This window comes from uncultured Tessaracoccus sp. (assembly GCF_947286155.1).
In the GTDB taxonomy this organism is placed as follows: Bacteria; Actinomycetota; Actinomycetes; order Propionibacteriales; family Propionibacteriaceae; genus Arachnia.
In genome coordinates, this window is record NZ_CAMYPD010000006.1 from 40,890 (window position 1) to 59,336 (window position 18,447).

Consider the following 18,447-nt stretch of genomic DNA (forward strand, 5'->3'; position numbering starts at 1 on the left):
GCTAGCCACGAACGTTGGCGATTGCGCTCGCGGCCTTCTCGATATTGCCGTCGTTGAGTGCTGCGACGCACAGACGTCCAGCGTCGGTGCCGTATACGCCATGCTCGGCGCGCAGTTGCTGCATCTGGTCGCGTGTGAGGCCGCAGTAGCTGAACATGCCCCGCTGCTTCGCAATGAAACCCATGTCATCCACGCCTTGTGCTGCGAGGCTCTCCACCAGCTTGGTGCGCAGGGATGCGATGCGTTCCCGCATGTGCTGCAGCTCGGATTCCCACGATGCGCGCAGCGCAGCGTCGCCCAACACAGTTGCGACGACGTTGGCGCCGAAGGCCGGCGGGTTGGAGTAGCTCTTGCGGATGAGCAACTTGAGTTGCGACAGCACGCGTGTCGCCTCGTCGGCATTACTGGTAGCCACGTGGAGCGCGCCGGTGCGCTGCCCGTAGAGGCCGAAGTTCTTGGAGTAGGAGGTGGCCAGCAGGAACGGCAGCTCGGCGTGCATGAGTTTCGCGACGAGTGCGGTATCGGCATCCGGCCCGTCGCCAAATCCCTGGTACGCCATGTCGACGAACGCGACCAACTCCCGCTCAGCAATCACTTGCACCACCTGATCCCACTGCGCGTGCGTGAGGTCATAGCCGGTGGGGTTGTGGCAGCAGGCGTGCAACACCACGACGGTGCCCGCCTTCGCTTGCCTGAGGCCATCCAGCATGCCCGCGAAGTCGATGCCGCGGGCGTCCGCGTCGTAGTACGGGTAGGTGTCGACGTCGAAGCCCACCTGCGTGAACAGCGCCCGGTGATTCTCCCAGCTGGGGTTCGACAGCAGCAGCCGGCTGTCGGGAGAGAGCTGTTTCAGCAGTTCGCCGCCGATGCGCAGCGCGCCGGTGCCGCTCAGGCTCTGAACGGTGGCCACGTGGTCGATGTCGGCACCCTCACCGAAAATCAAGGCACGGGTCTGGTCCCGGTAGGCGGGTAGACCGTCGATGGGCAGGTAGCCATGGGGTTTCTGAGCGGTAATGTACTGCTCTTGCGCCTGCTTGACCGCATCCATGAGCGGGATGGCGCCACTCTCGTCAAGGTAGACGCCCACGCCCAGGTTCACCTTGTCTGAGCGTTGGTCCTTGTGAAATGCCTCAGTGAGGCCCAGGATGGGATCGGCGGGGGCCTGCTCGGCACGCGCGAACAATGACATGGGCAGCCTTCCGTGAGTTGCGTTTGACCGCCACATTAGCGCGCACCGGTTGCGCTCACGTGTGGTTGTTCACAACAAGGCGCCGGAAGTGACACCGCGAGCGACGCTCAGTCGAGGTAGTCGCGAAGCACCTGAGAGCGCGACGGATGGCGCAGCTTGCTCATGGTCTTCGATTCGATCTGGCGAATGCGCTCGCGCGTGACCCCGTAGACCTTGCCGATTTCGTCAAGCGTCTTCGGCTGGCCGTCAGTGAGGCCGAAGCGCATGCTTACGACGCCGGCTTCGCGTTCAGAGAGCGTGTCGAGCACGTCGTTGAGCTGCTCTTGCAGGAGCGTGAAGTTGACGGCATCGGCGGGAACGACCGCCTCGGAGTCTTCGATGAGATCGCCGAATTCGGAGTCGCCGTCCTCACCGAGCGGGGTGTGCAAGGAGATGGGTTCGCGCCCGTACTTCTGCACCTCGACGACCTTTTCGGGCGTCATGTCGAGCTCTTCAGCCAGCTCCTCCGGGGTGGGTTCGCGGCCCAAGTCTTGGAGCATCTGGCGCTGCACACGGGCGAGCTTGTTGATGACTTCCACCATGTGCACGGGGATGCGGATGGTTCGTGCCTGGTCTGCCATGGCACGGGTGATGGCCTGCTTAATCCACCACGTGGCGTAGGTGGAGAACTTGTAGCCCTTGGTGTAGTCGAATTTCTCGACGGCGCGGATGAGACCGAGGTTGCCTTCCTGAATCAGATCAAGGAACAGCATCCCGCGCCCGGTGTATCGCTTCGCGAGCGAAACCACGAGACGCAAGTTGGCCTCGAGAAGGTGATTCTTCGCGTTCCGCCCGTCTTCCTGAATCCAGAGATAGTCCTCGACGTCATCGGCCTTCACCGGGTTCTCTTCGTCTGTGAGCGCCTCCTCGGCAAACAGGCCGGCCTCAATGCGTTTGGCGAGCTCTACCTCTTCGACGGCGTTGAGCAGCGCGACTTTACCGATCTGCTTCAGGTAGTCCTTCACGGGGTCGGCAGTGGCACCTGCGGACACGACCTGCTGCTCAGGCTCGTCAGCATCGTCGGAATCAGAGAGCGCGAAACCTTCCTCTTCGACGAGTTCCTTCTCGTCCTTGGCTTCTTCCTGCTCGTTGAACGTGGACTCGTCGACATCGTCGAGCGAGCGACGCTTACCGCCGACTGTCATGACGATGTGGTCGCCATCCTTATCAGCCTTGGAAATGTGCACTTCGCCAGCTGCCACCTGCGCGACGGTCGGTTCCGTCACCTCGTCGGTTGCCTTCCGAGTGCTCTTCGCACGACGGGTCGTCGACTTCTTAGCCGCCGGCTTCGCGGTGGTCTTCGACGCCGACTTCGCTGCACTCGCCTCAGCCTTGGGCTCCGCCTTCTTAGCGACCGCATTCGTCTTCTTTGCCGCGGTGCTCGCCTTCTTGGGAGCCGTAGTGGTCTTCTTCTCAGCCGCGTTCGTCTTCTTCGCAGTTGTGGTGGCCTTCTTCGACGTGGTGCTGGCGCGTTTCGTCGTCGACGTCTTCTTGGAGCGCGTCGACTGCGTGGTGGTCTTCTTGTCAGGGGCGTCGCTAACCTCCGCAGCCGAGTTGCTCGGGTTCTTGCGGGTTTCTGCCACGTTCTTCCTCCGATAATTGGGCACGCCACGCGCCGGTGTAGTCAAGGGACGCGCCCTCCATACTTGCACGGGCAACGAGCTCTTGCAAACAACGGACTGCGCGACGGCGTTACACACCCATCTTTACACGTAGCCAAAAATCTTCTCTCCGATCGGGAACTTCTACGCCACCCACTGCGTTGTTACCTATAGACGGCTGCGAAAGGAGTCACATTGAGCACCGCACGACGCCAAGCCGAGGGTATTGACGGCAAAGACACCATCGGTCAGTACCTGGATGAGATCGCCAAGACGCCGCTGCTCAGCGCGGTGGAGGAGGTTGAGCTCTCCAAACAGATCGAAGCAGGCATGTTCGCCAGCAAGATCCTCGAAGGCGAAGTCGACAACCCGTCTGACGCCACCGACGAAGAACTTCGCGAGATCGCAGAGGACGGCGAGGCTGCGCTTCGCCGATTCGTGAAATCCAACCTGCGCCTGGTCGTTTCTATCGCTCGCAAGTACGGGCGTGCGCAGATGCCGCTGCTGGATCTCATTCAAGAAGGCAACACCGGCCTCATCCGCGCTGTCGAGAAGTTCGACTACACCAAAGGTTTCAAGTTCTCTACCTACGCGACGTGGTGGGTCCGCCAGGCCATCTCCCGTGGAGTTGCTCAGCAGGCCCGAATTGTGCGCTTGCCGGTGCACGTCGCTGAACAGGTCAACCAGGTATCCGCTGTGCGCCGCACGCTCGAGCGCCAGCTCGGACGCGAACCGGAGATCGACGAGATTGCCGACGAACTCGGCCTCGAAGAAGGACGCGTCGTCGACCTGGTTCGTTGGTCGCGTGAGCACGTCTCGCTCGACGCCCCTGTCGACACCGACGGCGACACCTCGCTCGGCGACTTGATCGCCCGCGACGTCGCTCCCGGCCCCGACGAGGTAGTACTCGACGTCGAAGACCGCGCCCGTATTGAAGAGATGCTCGACGGCCTCGACGAGCGTTCACAAGACGTCGTTCGTCGTCGCTACGGCCTCCTCGACGGCCGCCAGGCAAAGCTCGCTGATATCGGTTCCCACTGGGGCATCACGGCTGAACGTGTCCGCCAGATCGAGCGGCTGGCCCTCGCGAAGATGCGCGAGCGCGTCGGCCTCGCCGCCTGACGACAACACAACAATCGCCCCGGAATCCCCACAGCTCCGGGGCGATTGTTGTATTCAGCGAACCCGAATGAGCCCCTCTTGCCCGCACGAGGCGATGGTGACGCCATTTTGATAGAGCCGGCCACGGCAGAATCCGCGGGCACCGGCTGCCGACGGCGAGATCATGTCGTACAAGATCCACTCGTCGGTTCGTACCGGGCGGTGGAACCACATGCTGTGATCGATCGAAGCGGCTTGCAGATTCGGTGACGTGATCTGCACCTTGTGCGGTATCAGTGTGGTGCTGAGCAGCGTGATGTCCGAGAGGTAGGCGAGCACTGCGTTATTCAGGAGAGGGTCTGGTGGCATCGCCGACTTGGTGCGCACCCACGCGCGCATCGTGGCTCCCAAGTAATTTTCCTGTGGCAACGTGGCCAAGCGCACATCCAACGCGTCCCATTCCGACAGCATCTCGGCGTGCGAACCAAACTGCTCCTCGAGCACAGTTCTGAGCGCGGGGGCCTCGTCGGGAGGTAACACGTTATCCCGCGGCTGCTGAGCGCTGTGCTCGAGGCCGGGCTCAGATTCGTGGAAGGAAGCGTTCAGTTGGAAGATCATCCGCCCGTCCTGCATCGTCACGACCCGGCGAGTGCTGAAGGTTCCCCCGTCGCGGAGGCGCTCCACCTCGAACCGCAGTGGAGAATCGGGAGAGCCACCGCGCAAAAAATAGGCGTTGAGCGAATGCACCACGCGCTCTGGGGAGACCGACTGTGCAGCGGCGACAAGAGTCTGCGCGAGCACCTGTCCACCGAAGAGTCGCTGGAAGTAGGTGTCCGGCTGCGGACCTTCCCATACATCCTCATCGATCTGATGAATATCGAACAGCGCTAATAGTCCTGCAACATCCTTTGGCACTCCCCCATCATGGCACTTCTGGCGACGGAACAGTACAACCCCGCAACGCAACGGATCTGCGAGCGGGGTTGTGCTGACGTGGCTACGCGACTGTCACTGCGCTGCCGCAACTGCCTCCGTGAGCAGCTTCTCGGCATCACCAGGGGTGGCGGAGCCTTCCGCGCCTGTGAGTGCAACGTTGATGAACAGATTGCCTCGAGCAGCCTGGCCGTTAAATGACACCTGCTTCACGCCTCCGAGATCCACAACGTTCTCAATGATGTGCGCAACATCGGCGCCTTGCACGGAGGGCGCGTCATGCACCTTGATGGTGGCCGGGAACGTTTGTTCGCCTTCGCCGATGGTGATCTGCGGGCACTTCTCGGACATGGTGCGCGCATCCTCGACGAGCGGCCCGGCTTCCTGTCCGAACTGAGCCACAGCGATGCTGGTGCTGCTGCCCGATGACGTGTCCACGGTCGCAGCTCCTCCCCACACGGCGTTGTTCAGCAATTCCGGATTCTGCTGTGCACCCAACACGGTGTTGCACTCGGCAGGTTCCACCTTCAGCTGGCTGAGCATTGTCTTGGCTTGTTCCGGATCGAACATTTCCGCAGGGATTTCCTCTGCGTCCTTGTGCTTCGCCAAGAAGTCATCGATGATCGCACGTCCTGCATCGTCGAGCGCGGGCGCCGTCGGCTCTGGGCTCTGCGCAGGAGACTCCTCGCCGCCGGACGTGCTGTCCTCGGACTGCTCCGGCGTCGAGGGCTCTTCCTCCTCAGGCTGATCGGAGGGTGCCTGCTCCGTCGCGGATGCTGCCGGCTCTGAAGATTCAGGCTTGGCGCTGTCATCGTTCCCACAACCCGCGAGTCCGAGGGCGAGGGCAACGAACGCTGCCCCAGCGAGCTTCAGTTTCATCTTAGGTCCTTCCCAAACCAATGTGTTCTATCCAGGGTAACGGCCGATCAAGATCACTTGATGCGAACCGCCTGCATGGCTTTTCGAATTCTCTTGGCAGATACTGGCACCGACGTGCGCAACTGCTGGGCAAACACGCTCACTCGGAGTTCCTCCAACAGGAATGCAATCTCCTCTACCTCGGGCCGCAGCGGGCCCGGCGGTTCCGCGTCGGTGAGGGCTGCGTATTCGTCCTCGAGCTCTTCAATCTGCAATGCCTCACGCGCGTCGCGAACAGGATTTGCGAGCGCCGACTGCACACGGACCGCCGCCGCTTCGCAGTACCGCGGTAGATGGTGGAGCCACGGGTCGGGAGTGAACGACAGGAAATTGGTGAACAGTAGATTGTCGAGCTGTGTCGTAACGTCGACGCGTACGGGGTGGTCGTCGGGCAGCGATGCCAGAGCGAGTCGGGTTCTGGTCGCGGCGGTGAGGGCCTCGGCTGCGATCGCCACCACCTTCTGGGTGCGCTCAGCCTGGTCTTGACGCACCTCCACCGCCACCCGTTCAAACGTCTCGCGGTCACGAACCGCGAGGGCCGGACCATGCATCTCGGCCAGCTGTTCGCTCGCTTTCAGCCAAGCATCGGCGAGGAGGTCGGGCACGCTCGGATAGGGAGAATCGGCAAGGGCGAGCTTCTCCGTCCTCGTGAGATGCGCCACCACCCACTTCGTGGGGTTGGGGTTCACAAGGGTGAGGAGCCGACGCAACCCTTGTACGTGCGCCCGCTCGGCTTTGTCCTTGGTATCCGCGACGGTAACCCCCACCGTCGTGCCTTCATCTGCGAGCGACGGATACCCGGTCACGCCCTTTCCGAGGCTGGTCGTGGTGGGAATCGGTGGGAACACCCACGACGTCGCCCCCGACTGGGCGATCCCGTCGGCCGCCTTGGTGAGCTTCTTCGCCACCTTCTGGGAGAGCTTCGTCTGCAGCTGCTCGAGATCGTCGCCACGAGCAATCTCCTTGCCATCGTCGGTGACGATGAACGTCGGTTTGAGGTGGCTGGGAATAGAATCGACGCGCCACGCATCGGCGTCGATGGGGACACCTGTGAGCGCGGTGAGCGCGCGCCCGAGGGTGTGGGTGATATTCCCCTGCCCCAGCTCCTTGCGCTGCTCGAGCAGTTCGAGGGCGCGACGGGCGAAGTCGGGCGCGGGTACGAAATTCGTGCGAATCTGCTTGGGCAGGGAGCGAATCAGTTCCGTTGCCAACTCCTGGCGCCGCCCCGGCACGAGCCACGAGAACGGCTCTGGAGCCAGCCCGGCGAGCTGTTCCATGCGGATAGTGATGGTTGCCCCGTCGTCTTGGCGTCCGGGTTGGAAGACGTACCGCACCGGGAGCTTCGTCGGCCCAACAGTGAAGTGCTCGGGGAAATCGGAAGGCTTGAGCGTTGCGTCGTCGGCGATGCAATCTTCCGCCCGCAGCGTTGGCCACTGCTCCTTGGGCGTCGACCGAAGCCACTTGTCTAGCGTCGAGCCGGACAGTACGTCCTCGGGGAGGCTGCGGTCATAAAAGGCGTACAGCGCGTCGTCAGAGATGAGGAGGTCGGGTCGGCGCATCCGGTCGGTCAGCTGCTCCGCACGCTGGAGGGTCTTCTTGTTGATACTCACCAAGGGGTTGCGCGTCTGCCAGGAACCCTCCACTAACGCGCTGCGAATGAAGATGTCGCGCGCCTCTGCAGGGTGGTTTCGCGCGTAGTTCGTGGTGCGCCCGGCGATGAGCGGCACCCCGAACAGCGTGACTCGCTCGCTGGCCACCACCGTCGCGGTTCGTTGCGCGAAGCGGGGCTCGGAGAGCGTCTTGGTCACGAGTGACCCGGCGATCTGTTCAACCCACTCGGCGTTCACCGCAGCGACGGTGCGCGCCCACAGCCTGCTCGTTTCTACGAGTTCGAAGGCGACAACCAGCGGCGGGGTCGCCTTCGCAAGGCATGATCCCGGCTGAATCGCGAAGTGCGTGCCGCGTGCGCCAAGGTACTCCCGCAGTGGCCGACGTTTGCCGCGCTCGGGCTTGGATTTCTCCGGCTCAATGAGCCCAACGTTGGACAGCAGCCCCGACAGGAGCGATTTCAGCACCTCAGGCATCGAGCCTTCACCGTCGATGGGGAGTTCGAGGTCTCTCGCCACTTCCTTGAGTTGGCCCACGAGCTCCTCCCACTCGCGGAAGCGCACGAAGTTGAGGAATTCGTCGCGGCAGAGCCGTCGGAACTGGTTGCCGGAGAGCGCCCGGCGTTGCCTTCGCAGATAGCCCCACAGGTTCAGTAGCACCTCGAAGTCGCCACCCTCCGGGGCTTTCTTGCGCTCCTCCTCGCCGCTGTTCCAGAAGCGACGGTGGAGCTCGTCGGCTTTCTGCTGATGTTCGAGCGGTCGTTCCCGGATGTCAGGAATAGTGAGGCCTGCGACGAGCACCAACACCTGTCGGAGACACCCGCGTCGTGCGCCCTCGATAATCATGCGTCCAAGACGGGGATCCACGGGCATGCGCGCCAATTGGTGCCCGACCTTAGTCAGACGCACCTGCTCCCCTCGCGCACGTTCCTTAATCGCACCAAGTTCTTCGAGGACGCGAATGCCGTCGTTGATCTGGCTAGTCACCGGCGATTCGATGAACGGAAAGCGCTGAATGTCACCCAATCCGGCCTGGGCCATGAGGAGGATGACGGTGGCGAGGTTCGTGCGCAGAATCTCGGGGTCCGAGAACTCGGGCCTGGAGAGGAAGTCCTCCTCGGAGTACAGGCGCACTGCCACGCCCGGCCCGATCCGCCCGCATCGACCGGCGCGCTGATTCGCTGAGGCTTGACTGATGGGCTCGATGGGGAGTCGCTGCACCTTGGTGCGCGCCGAATAGCGCGAGATGCGCGCAGTGCCCGCGTCAACCACGTACCGAATGCCTGGGACGGTCACCGACGTCTCGGCCACGTTCGTCGCCAGCACAACACGCCGTAACGCATGGGGTTGAAACACCCGCGACTGGTCGCCCGCCGACAGCCTGCCAAACAGTGGCACCGTCTCTACTCCGCGCAGCCCGAGCCCGTCGACGGCTTCCTGCGCATCGCGAATTTCTCGCTCGCCGCTCAAGAAGACCAGCACGTCGCCCGTCGACGATTCGCGGATGAGGTCTTGTACTGCTGCGGTGACTTGGTCGATTTCGTCCTCGCCGTCGAGGGGCTCGCGGTATCGCACTTCGACGGGATACGTGCGGCCAGACACTTCCACGACGGGGGCGTCGTCGAAGTGCTCCGCAAATCGGGCGGTATCGATGGTGGCGGACGTGACGATCACCCGCAGGTCAGGACGCTTCGGCAGCAGCTGTTTCAGGTAGCCGAGGAGGAAGTCGATGTTGAGGCTACGTTCGTGCGCCTCGTCGATGATGATGGTGTCGTAACGACGAAGCTGCTTGTCATGGGTGAGTTCGTTCAGCAAGATGCCATCGGTCATGAGCTTGATCCGCGTGGCTTTGCCTGCCTTATTCGTGAAGCGAACCTGGTAGCCGACGAAATCGCCGAGTTCTTCGTCGCATTCCTGCGCGATGCGCTGCGCTACCGTGCGCGCGGCAAGGCGTCTGGGCTGGGTGTGGGCGATGCGTTGGCGCCCAGCGAGGAGACAAATCTTCGGCAGCTGGGTGGTTTTACCCGACCCGGTCTCACCCGCCACCACAACCACTTGGTGCTCCCGGATGAGCTGCGCAATGCGCTCTGCCTCAGCGGCGATGGGAAGGTCGGGCGCGACGGTGAGCGTCGTCACGCGGCCACGTACAGCGGGCACAACGCGTGAGCCAGCAGCCCACGCATCAGCCCGCCTACCTGCACACCCGGAATGGCTGAATCCGTGATGCCGAGCACGAGGAGGTCGTAGTTGCTCGAGCGCGAAACGAGTTCGTTGATGGGGCTGTCAGCAACGACGATGATCTCGAAGTCGACGTCGGGGTACTGCTCGGCGAGCGGTGCGGTGAGGGCTTCGATGCCACCCTTGGCGAACAGAATCTGTTGATCCAGTTCTTCTGGCGACAACTTTGGCCCGAAGATTCCCACCGGAGGCTGGATGACGTGCACGATTTCGAGTTTGGATTCGTGCAGCACCGCCTGCTGGAACCCGGCCTCGAGCGTGGATTTCGATCCCGGGTTGGTATTAACGGCGACACCGATGGTCTTCTTATCCCCAACCTCATCGGGGTTGGCCGCTGAAGAAATCACGACGACGGGGCATGCGGCGCTGGTAACAACGGCCACCGAGGTGGAGCCGACGAACATGCGCTCCAGCCCAGATGCGGCGCGCCGCCCGAGCACGAGGAGGGACGCGACTTCCGACAAGCGTGTCAGCACGCCGCCTGGGGAGCCCATGATGACTTCCGTCCGAACACGCTCTTCCGGCAGCCCAGCCTCAATGGCGCGTTGTCTGGCTACGTCGTTGGCGTTCACACCCGCTTCGTGCAGCACCTCTGGGTCGTATACCACGCCCCACGCGCCGGCCATGAGTGTGTCATCGACGGCGTTGGCAAGCAGGAGCTCTGCTCCAGTGAGCAGCGCTATGCCAGCGCCATATCGCACGGCGCGCAGCGCGTCGTCGCTGCCGTCGACACCGACGACGATGAGGTCATGTTCACTCATGGTGGTCTCCGATCTTCTTTCCGGATATGGCACGCCCTGACAGGCCGCGTTCGGTGATCATGATGCCGAGCGTGCGTCCGTCGGCAAGCCAGCTGGAGGGCACGGCATCGCGAGGGGCGGGCCCCGTGGTGCCGCGCACGAGCACACTCCAGCCGTTGGCTACATCGTCGTCGATGTAGTCAACCTGAAAGGCCACCTCAACGCCTTCCGAAAGTGTTGAGAGTGACGATGTGGGGCTGGTGTGAAACACCACGTGGCCGTCAATCAGCCGGAAATTCACCGGCACGATGGTGATCCCATCGCTGGCGTGCCATGCGATGCGCCCAAATTCGATCTCTTCGAGAAGCGCCCTGCACTCGGCCTCGGAGATCTCAGAGAAGTACGCGCCGTCTGAGTCCATAGCGTCCACTGTAACGGTTATGCACTGGGGAAGGTCGTGCGTCCTCCCAGCTTGTCGGCAAGATCGTCGTCGATCATGTCCGCAACCTGGCTGATGACACTGAGGACCTGCCGCAGATGCGCAGGCACGAAAGGCCTAGCCAGCACGGATGCTTGGACGTAGACGCGGTCTTTATGCAGCGCGAATCGCCCGTAGCGCAGCTCCACGTTGAGATCATTGAGCACTTCGCAGGCTCGGGAGCGCCCGGACACGTCGTGCACCAGCGGGGAGAACACGACGATCTCGTCCGCGTCGGGAGTGGAGCGGAGGAAAATCATGGCGGAGCCCATGCGGATGGCCACGTCCCCGTCGGGATCACGCATTGCTGGGTGGCCGAGGATCTGGCGGAGCTGCTCATCGACGAGCCTGTCCAGGTCGGCACGATCTGCGGGCACGATCGCCACGTCCTCGGGGCCGGCTGGCGGACGCGGCTGATCCGGCCAGCTCTCGGTTCCGCGAAGAATCTCTTGGAGATGGTCTGGCTCGAGGAATACGGGGTGAATGACGTCGAAGATTTCCTGCAGGGTGTCGGTGGTGAGCGCGGCGAGCGACAGTGTGTCTTCCTGATCGCATGACGCGTGGTAGCGCGGGTGCTGTTCGTCGGGCTCCTGCCACCCCAGTTGCAGCAACGTCGGCTTCTCTTCTTCCGAGGGGTCGGGGTGCCCCGGCGCCGTGACGCCGCGGAGAATGACGGCAGTGATGTGCGGTCCGTCGGCGGAGAAGCGGATGGCTGGCACGTCGTCGTCGACGATTCCCCGCGCTACAGCGATAGTGAGGTCCGACGAGTCGTCCATCACGGAGAGCACCTCACCGAGGTTGTTCGTGAACGAGTCCCATGCGCCTGATGTGGCACCGTCGATGTCAAAGTCTTCGAGTTCCATCATTCAGCTACCTCCCTGCCACTCCAACCTAGCAGTGAGCCTCACGTTGTCCTGGCGGAGCAACGATACAATTCGCAAGGCGCAACCGCCCTTGCAGATGTGGGAGGGCGTGCACGACCGGGATTGAGGTGAGACGCATGGCCGAAAGCAAAGCCCGTCTGGGGCTGTTCGGACGAGGGAAACACACTGCTGTTCCGCAGGCACCGAGCGATGCTCACGCCGAGGAAGCCGATAGCAACCCGGCCGCCTGCATCGTCGATGCAGGCATCTACGTTGACGGGCGACGCGTCGCCACCCCCACCACCTTCGACGAGGCCTTCCACGCGCTGAACGACACCCCCGACGGCTTCGCCTGGATAGGCCTCCACCGCCCCGGCGCCCCTGAAATGGAGACCCTCGCCCAGCAGTTTGCACTGAACGAGCTTGCTGTGGAGGACACCATCGTCGCCCACCAGCGCCCCAAGTTGGAGCGGTATGACGACACGCTGTTTCTGGTGCTTCGCGCCGCCCACTACGTCGATGCGACCGAGTCGGTGGAGTTCGGCGAAATCCATGCGTTCGTGGGCGAGCGCTTCGTCATCACCGTGCGCCATGCGGACACCCCCGAGCTCAAGCCTGTGCGCCAGGAGCTCGAGGCCAACCCGGAGATCCTGCGGCAAGGGCCGAGTATCGTCTTGATGCGTCTGCTCGACGTTGTTGTCGATCAGTACATGCCCGTCGTGTATGGGATCGACAACGACATCGACGAGATCGACGCCCAGGTATTCACCGGACACAGCGGCGTCTCGAAGCGCATTTACCAGCTCACTCGCGAGGTCATCGACTTCCAGCGTGCCGTGCGTCCCGTCGGGGCCGTCATCACGACGCTGCGTCACGACCGCGTCTTCTACCGTGCCGACGACACCATGCGGCAGCAACTGCGTGACATCGAGGACCACATCACGGCCGTCAACGAGCGCGTTGAATCCATGCGCGACGCGCTCGTCGGGGTGCTGAACCTCCACCTGGCGCTGCAAGCCCAGGTGAGCAATGAGGAGATGGCCAAGATGAGCGAAGCCTCCCTCAAGCAGGCCGAAGATGCGCGGCGCATCGCCGCATGGGCGGGCGTGTTATTCGTCCCCACGCTTGTGACGGGCATTTACGGGATGAACTTCAGCAACATGCCGGAGTTGCATTGGGAGGCTGGCTACCCGTTCTCCTTCGCTGTCATGGTTGTTGCGGCCTTTGTCATGTGGGTCATTTTCAAGATCCAGAAGTGGCTCTAGCCGAACGCGTCGAAGCGTCGCGCCGCGCCCTTATCCGCAGACTGCGCCAGCGCACCGTAGATGCGCAGCGCACGTGACACCTGGCGCTGCCGATGCTTCGGGCGCCAACCCGCGGCGTCGGCCTTTCGTCGTCGCTCGGCGAGCTCCTCGTCGTCGACCTCGAGCTGAATGGTGCGATTGGGGATGGAGACGGTGATGCGGTCGCCGTCCTCGACGAGACCGATGGCGCCACCTGCCGCCGCCTCTGGTGACACGTGCCCGATCGACAGACCCGACGAGCCGCCTGAGAAGCGCCCGTCGGTGATGAGCGCGCACTTCGGGCCGAGCCCAACGCCCTTAAGGTACGACGTCGGGTACAGCATCTCTTGCATCCCCGGCCCACCGCGGGGGCCCTCGTACCGCACGACGACGAAGTCGCCCTCCTGCACACGTCCGTGAAGGATGGCGTCGACCGCTTCCTGCTCGCTCTCCGTGACAACGGCGGTGCCGCTGAACTCCCACTGTTCCTCAGGAACGCCCGCGGTCTTCACGATCGCACCGTCGGGAGCAAGATTACCCTTCAATACCGCGAGGCCACCGTCGGCGGTGTAGGCGTGATCGACGCTGCGGATGCAGCCTTCCTTAGCGTCGGTGTCGAGTGATTCCCACCGGTTGTCGGTGGAGAAGGCTTCGGTGGTGCGCACTCCCCCGGGTGCGGCGTGGAACAGCTGGGTGGCCTCCGACGTCGCTTTCCCACCGCGAATGTCCCAGTCGTCGAGCCAGTGCTGGAGCGACTCGGCATGCACGGGCTTCACACTGTGGTCGAGTTTACCTGCCCTGTTGAGCTCGCCCAGCAGTGCGGGGATGCCTCCGGCGCGGTGCACGTCCTCCATGTGGTAGCGCTCGGAGTTGGGCGCGACCTTCGCCAGACACGGCACCTCGCGGCTGATCGCGTCGATGTCGTCGAGGGTGAAATCGACGCCCGCTTCCTGCGCCGCTGCCAGCAGGTGCAGCACGGTGTTCGTCGAACCGCCCATAGCTACGTCGAGCTTCATGGCGTTGGCAAATGCGGCCTTGGTCGCCACCGACTTTGGCAGCACCGACTCGTCGTCGGCGTCGTAGTAGCGCTTCGCCAACTCGACGATCAACTCGCCGGCCCGCTCAAAGAGCGCCTTGCGGGATGCGTGAGTGGCTAGCGTCGATCCGTTGCCCGGCAGCGCGAGGCCGATGGCTTCAAGCAGGCAGTTCATGGAGTTGGCGGTGAACATGCCGGAGCATGAACCGCAGGTAGGGCACGCGTTCGCTTCCAGCTGGGCGAGCTCGTCGTCGGAAACGGCATCGTTCACGGCGGCGGACATCGGGTGGATGAGGTTCAGGTTGGAGGTGACCGTGCCGTCATCCTTCGTCACTGCCTTGCCGGATTCCATCGGCCCACCGGAAACGAATACCGTCGGAACGTTCAACCGCAGCGCAGCGAGGAACATGCCGGGGGTGATCTTGTCGCAGTTGGAAATACACACCAGCGCATCCGCGCAGTGCGCATTGACCATGTACTCAATGGAATCAGCGATGAGTTCACGGCTGGGAAGCGAATACAGCATTCCACCGTGTCCCATGGCGATGCCGTCGTCGACCGCGATGGTGTTGAACTCGCGTCCGATGCCGCCGGCGGCGCCAATCGCGTCGCTGACGAGCTGACCCATGTTGCGCAGGTGGACGTGGCCAGGCACGAACTGGGTGAACGAGTTCGCCACGGCGACGATGGGCTTACCGAAGTCTTCGGGCGCGACGCCCGTGGCGCGCCAGAGTGCGCGAGCCCCTGCCATGTTGCGGCCATGCGTGCTGGTTTTCGACCTCAGTTCGGGCACTTCTGCTCCTCGTGTGACGACGTAGTGCTGTTGTGCCAGGGTAGTCGGAAAGCACCATCTCGGGCAGGCGGTGCCCACATTCGGAATGTGTTGCAGTTCCTTGCACCACGCCAGGACCTGGGAAGTCCATGGGGACGTGTCTCCCCATTTGGGCTCCGGTTATGCTCGAGGTACATCAGGAAGGACCAACCATGAAGATTCAGGACAACGGCCCGAAGCCCAATGCGTTTGATATCGAGACGGCAACTCGTGAGAACCGCAATTACCGCACCACCGCATGGACCGGCAAGTACCTCCAGGTGACGCTGATGTCCATCGAGCCAGGCTCCTCCATTGGCCTCGAAGTGCACCCCGAAACCGACCAGTTCCTCCGCCTCGACGCAGGCCAGGGACGCTGCGTGATGGGGCCGAGCGAAGATCAGCTCGATTTCCAGCAGGATGTGAGCGACGGCTGGGCAATCCAGGTGCCAGCCGGTGTGTGGCACGACGTGATCAACACCGGCGATGAACCCATGCAGGTGTACGCCGTCTACGCCCCCTCACACCACGCTCAGGGCATTGTTCAGGAGACAGCGGAGCAGGCTGAACAGGACGAAGAGTCCGGCAAGGACGTGCCCCCAGAGTGGACCGTCCAGCCCGGCAACCAGGTTGCCGACGGCCACGCCTAGGCCAATGGCGATGCGTAGCCTGGTCGCGAGCAACCGCGATCAGGCTACGCGGCGTCGCGTGCGGGCAGCACGCGGCTGAGGGCAACCATGAGGACGATCAGCCCTGCGGTGATCGAGATGTGCCCCAATCCCGCGATACCGGAGATCATCGCGTTGGATTCTTTGCCGAGTACGGTGAGGCAGCCGTGCCAGATCAGCATTGAGACAGTCACTACCACGCCGGCGTTGTAGAGCCAGAAGAACCATGAGATCAGTTTCGGGTTCTGCGAGATGCCGAACACTTTCTCCAGCGCAAGCACGATCAACGACATCATGAACCCGAGCGCCAACAAGTGTGTATGGGCAACGCCGAGCTGTGTGAATTGCCCCGCCGGAAAGTCGTTCATCTTGGTGAATTCGCGGTAGAAGAGGCCTGCGAGAAGACCGGCCGCCAGATAGCAACATGAGGCGGTGAACAGTCGTTTCATGACTGGGACTTCCTTTCCGAGACTGCGTTGTGGAAGTGGTTGAGCGGTGTGCGCAGCTCACTGCCCATGCTAGGCCAAACGTGTCGTGGCTATGCACTTTACGTCATGCGTTCTCTCCGAGTCGGGGGGATGCTGCAGTACCTGGTAGTCTGAGCCTCATGTTGCTGTGAAACCTGTCGTTATCACCTATCCGATGCACGAGGTTTCCGCATGCCCACGCCCATATTTCCCAATGTTTTGCCATCTGGCGCTCATCTGCGCCTCGACGGAGTCTCTAAGTCGTACCCGGACCGCCGGGTGCTCACCGACATCAATCTGAGCGTCAGCCAAGGCGAACGTATAGCCCTCATCGGTGAAAACGGCGCGGGCAAATCCACGTTGCTCCGCATCGTTGCTGGAGTCGAACAGCCCGATAGCGGATCGGTGGAAGCTCCCGGCCGCGTCGGTTTGTTATGGCAGCAAGCCCCGTTCGCACTGACGGACACTGTCGACGATGTCGTTGCGCAAGCGCTGTCCGCGCCCCGAGCCGTCCTGCACGAGTTCGAGGATGCGACAGCCGCGCTGCAAGACGACGATGCCTCCGCCGCGGAGCGCTACGACCACGCGCTAGAGCTGGCCACGCGGCACGACGTGTGGAACCTAGAACACCGAGCCCAGATCGTGCTCGACGGTGTCGGCCTGTCGGGGCTGAGCGGCAGCCGTCGTGCGGGCGAGCTATCCGGCGGGCAGCGCGCTCGCCTGCAGCTCGCATGGTTGCTGCTGAGCCGGCCAGACACACTCCTGCTCGATGAGCCCACCAACCATCTCGATGACGCTGGCATCGACTTCCTCACCCAGTCGCTGCTCGACTGGCCCGGGCCCGTGCTGTTCGCCAGCCACGACCGCGCGTTCATGGACGCCACCGCCAACGGCATCGTGGACCTCGACCCGGCACCCCAGCCTCATTGCCTGGTGAGCGAGGTTGCCGTCGACGGCCCATCCACCGGCATCGGTGTTACGCGATACACCGGTGCGTTCAGCGAGTATCTCCTTGCAAGAGCATCGCAACGTGAACGCTGGCAGCAGCAGTACGATGCCGAACAGACTGAACTCAAGACTCTAGCCCGGGCAGCCCGCGACAGTCACACCGTCGGTCACGAAGGCGCAGCTCCCCGAAGCGAGGTCAGGATGGCGAAAAAATTCTACGCTGATCGAAACGCGAGGGTGGTTGCTCGACGGGTGAATGACTTCACGCGTCGGTTCGAAGAGCTCAGGAGAGAGCAAGTCCGAAGGCCACCACGCGAACTCGAGTTCCAGGGCCTCGATGTGGGCCGGCGCGGCACGCGCAGTGCCCCGCCCGTACTCGTCGCTCTCTCGCGGGCCGGGGTCACTCATCGGCTCTCCCCTACCTCGCTCACCATCGGCAGGCAGGACCGCTGGCTCGTCACGGGGCCCAACGGCGCAGGAAAGTCCACCCTGCTTGCGCTCCTCACGGAAACGCTACAACCAGATACCGGCACCATATCCATATCCCGCTCTGCAACCGTCGGGATATTGCCCCAGGAGGTGGCGCTAAACCCTGCGCCCACAGTGGAGCAGCTCTACATGGACACGCTCGGAGTCGAACTGGCCGAGGAGGTTCCACTCACCAGCTTTGGACTCGTAGCACCTCGAGACTTGGCACGCACAGTCGGGCATCTGAGCACCGGGCAACAACGCCGCCTGGCGCTGGCGATGGTGCTGGCCCGCTCGCCTGATCTATTGATTCTCGACGAGCCCACCAATCACTTCTCGCTGACGCTGGCCACCGCCGTCGAGGAGCATCTGCCCCACTATCCTGGCGCCGTCGTCGTGGCGAGCCACGACCGGTGGCTGCGACAATCCTGGACCGGGGAGCGGCTCGAGCTGGAGAGTGATCAGCGGCCGTTCCACGAATTAGCATTCGATGAGAGCCCCGCGTCGTCGCAGTGCACAGATCCTCACCACGAGGGTGTTGCCTGCGGTGCGGGTCTGACAAATCAGACGAAGGGACACCAATGACCACCGTCCTCAAACCAGCCGTCACGTGGAACGGCGACACCGATCAACCCGCAACTCTTGAAGAGATGGTCGGCTACGAGCGGCCTCTCCAGTCGCTCGACGCCAAGAGTAACTACGCATACTGCTTGTGGCACTACCCCGCCGACGCTGAGTTCGAGGCCCCCACCTGGCTTTCGCACTACCTTCAGTGCGCCGGCGCGGCCGAACGAATGACGGTTGAACTCCGCGTCACCCACGATGACGGGTCCTACAACCACTGGGGGCTCGGCCGGGCGCCGCTCACGAGCGAAGCGACCGAGCGGGTCGTCTGGGGTCAGGGGCAGAGCATGATCCATCCAGAAGAAGTTTGGACCGCCGAGCAAGCAGCGCCCCTGTTCGAGCAGTACTCCCGTGAACGCACCATCCCCGACTGGGTTCATCGACGTGAACTCGACGTTTGATCTGGCACTACCGATCACTGTGAGCAACAGCACC

At 62.9% G+C, this 18,447-nt stretch carries 15 protein-coding genes; 5 read left to right on the plus strand and 10 right to left on the minus strand.

All coding sequences use genetic code 11. From position 1 onward, the window contains the following. Window position 1: 1 nt before the first annotated feature. A complete protein-coding gene (locus Q0X68_RS02750) occupies window positions 2–1,189 on the minus strand; it encodes an amino acid aminotransferase (RefSeq protein WP_297747203.1) in 1,188 nt (395 codons plus the stop codon). Between the two features lie 107 nt (window positions 1,190–1,296). Continuing rightward, window positions 1,297–2,811 carry an RNA polymerase sigma factor gene (locus Q0X68_RS02755; protein ID WP_297747206.1) on the minus strand — a complete coding sequence of 505 codons (1,515 nt, stop codon included), beginning with the start codon at window positions 2,809–2,811 and terminating at the stop codon, window positions 1,297–1,299. 213 nt (window positions 2,812–3,024) lie between these two features. On the opposite strand from Q0X68_RS02755, the gene Q0X68_RS02760 reads away from it, so the two are divergent. Then, window positions 3,025–3,951 (plus strand): RNA polymerase sigma factor RpoD/SigA, encoded by a 927-nt coding sequence (locus tag Q0X68_RS02760; RefSeq protein ID WP_297747209.1) that lies wholly within the window; start codon window positions 3,025–3,027, stop codon window positions 3,949–3,951. Between the two features lie 54 nt (window positions 3,952–4,005). On the opposite strand, the gene Q0X68_RS02765 is transcribed toward Q0X68_RS02760, so the two are convergent. The 6 genes from Q0X68_RS02765 to Q0X68_RS02790 form a co-directional block, all read right to left on the minus strand. Continuing rightward, the gene (locus Q0X68_RS02765; RefSeq protein ID WP_297747212.1) at window positions 4,006–4,845 is read right to left on the minus strand and encodes an acyl-CoA thioesterase II; all 840 of its coding nucleotides are present in this window, start codon (window positions 4,843–4,845) and stop codon (window positions 4,006–4,008) included. A gap of 93 nt (window positions 4,846–4,938) precedes the next feature. Beyond that, window positions 4,939–5,742: a DUF5642 family protein gene (locus Q0X68_RS02770; RefSeq protein ID WP_297747214.1), complete on the minus strand. Its 804-nt coding sequence runs from the start codon at window positions 5,740–5,742 to the stop codon at window positions 4,939–4,941. A gap of 53 nt (window positions 5,743–5,795) precedes the next feature. Continuing rightward, window positions 5,796–9,524: an ATP-dependent RNA helicase HrpA gene (hrpA, locus tag Q0X68_RS02775; protein WP_297747217.1), complete on the minus strand. Its 3,729-nt coding sequence runs from the start codon at window positions 9,522–9,524 to the stop codon at window positions 5,796–5,798. Continuing rightward, complete coding sequence (locus Q0X68_RS02780; RefSeq protein WP_297747220.1) at window positions 9,521–10,387, minus strand: universal stress protein; 867 nt, start codon at window positions 10,385–10,387, stop codon at window positions 9,521–9,523. The genes hrpA and Q0X68_RS02780 overlap by 4 nt, the downstream gene beginning before the upstream one ends. Then, complete coding sequence (locus Q0X68_RS02785) at window positions 10,380–10,787, minus strand: pyridoxamine 5'-phosphate oxidase family protein (protein ID WP_297747223.1); 408 nt, start codon at window positions 10,785–10,787, stop codon at window positions 10,380–10,382. The genes Q0X68_RS02780 and Q0X68_RS02785 overlap by 8 nt, the downstream gene beginning before the upstream one ends. 17 nt (window positions 10,788–10,804) lie before the next feature. Then, a complete protein-coding gene (locus Q0X68_RS02790; RefSeq protein ID WP_297747226.1) occupies window positions 10,805–11,710 on the minus strand; it encodes a T3SS (YopN, CesT) and YbjN peptide-binding chaperone 1 in 906 nt (301 codons plus the stop codon). 134 nt (window positions 11,711–11,844) lie between these two features. Here Q0X68_RS02790 and Q0X68_RS02795 point away from each other — a divergent pair, with 134 nt between their 5' ends. After that, window positions 11,845–12,972 (plus strand): magnesium and cobalt transport protein CorA, encoded by a 1,128-nt coding sequence (locus Q0X68_RS02795; RefSeq protein WP_297747229.1) that lies wholly within the window; start codon window positions 11,845–11,847, stop codon window positions 12,970–12,972. On the opposite strand, the gene ilvD is transcribed toward Q0X68_RS02795, so the two are convergent. Further along, complete coding sequence (gene ilvD, locus Q0X68_RS02800; protein WP_297747232.1) at window positions 12,969–14,819, minus strand: dihydroxy-acid dehydratase; 1,851 nt, start codon at window positions 14,817–14,819, stop codon at window positions 12,969–12,971. The two genes, Q0X68_RS02795 and ilvD, sit on opposite strands and share 4 nt — an antisense overlap. A gap of 191 nt (window positions 14,820–15,010) precedes the next feature. Here ilvD and Q0X68_RS02805 point away from each other — a divergent pair, with 191 nt between their 5' ends. After that, window positions 15,011–15,487 carry a cupin domain-containing protein gene (locus Q0X68_RS02805; RefSeq protein WP_297747235.1) on the plus strand — a complete coding sequence of 159 codons (477 nt, stop codon included), beginning with the start codon at window positions 15,011–15,013 and terminating at the stop codon, window positions 15,485–15,487. Between the two features lie 44 nt (window positions 15,488–15,531). Here the strand turns inward: Q0X68_RS02805 and Q0X68_RS02810 are convergent, their stop codons facing one another. Beyond that, on the minus strand, window positions 15,532–15,954 hold the full coding sequence (locus Q0X68_RS02810; protein ID WP_297747238.1) for a DUF2871 domain-containing protein: 423 nt from the start codon (window positions 15,952–15,954) through the stop codon (window positions 15,532–15,534). A 210-nt stretch (window positions 15,955–16,164) separates the two neighbouring features. Between Q0X68_RS02810 and Q0X68_RS02815 the strand changes: the two genes are divergently transcribed. Both Q0X68_RS02815 and Q0X68_RS02820 read left to right on the plus strand, forming a co-directional pair. Beyond that, window positions 16,165–17,973, plus strand: coding sequence for an ABC-F family ATP-binding cassette domain-containing protein (locus tag Q0X68_RS02815; RefSeq protein ID WP_297747241.1), 1,809 nt, complete (start codon window positions 16,165–16,167; stop codon window positions 17,971–17,973). Beyond that, window positions 17,970–18,413 (plus strand): hypothetical protein, encoded by a 444-nt coding sequence (locus tag Q0X68_RS02820; protein ID WP_297747244.1) that lies wholly within the window; start codon window positions 17,970–17,972, stop codon window positions 18,411–18,413. Before Q0X68_RS02815 ends, Q0X68_RS02820 begins: the two co-directional genes overlap by 4 nt. Window positions 18,414–18,447: the final 34 nt, after the last annotated feature.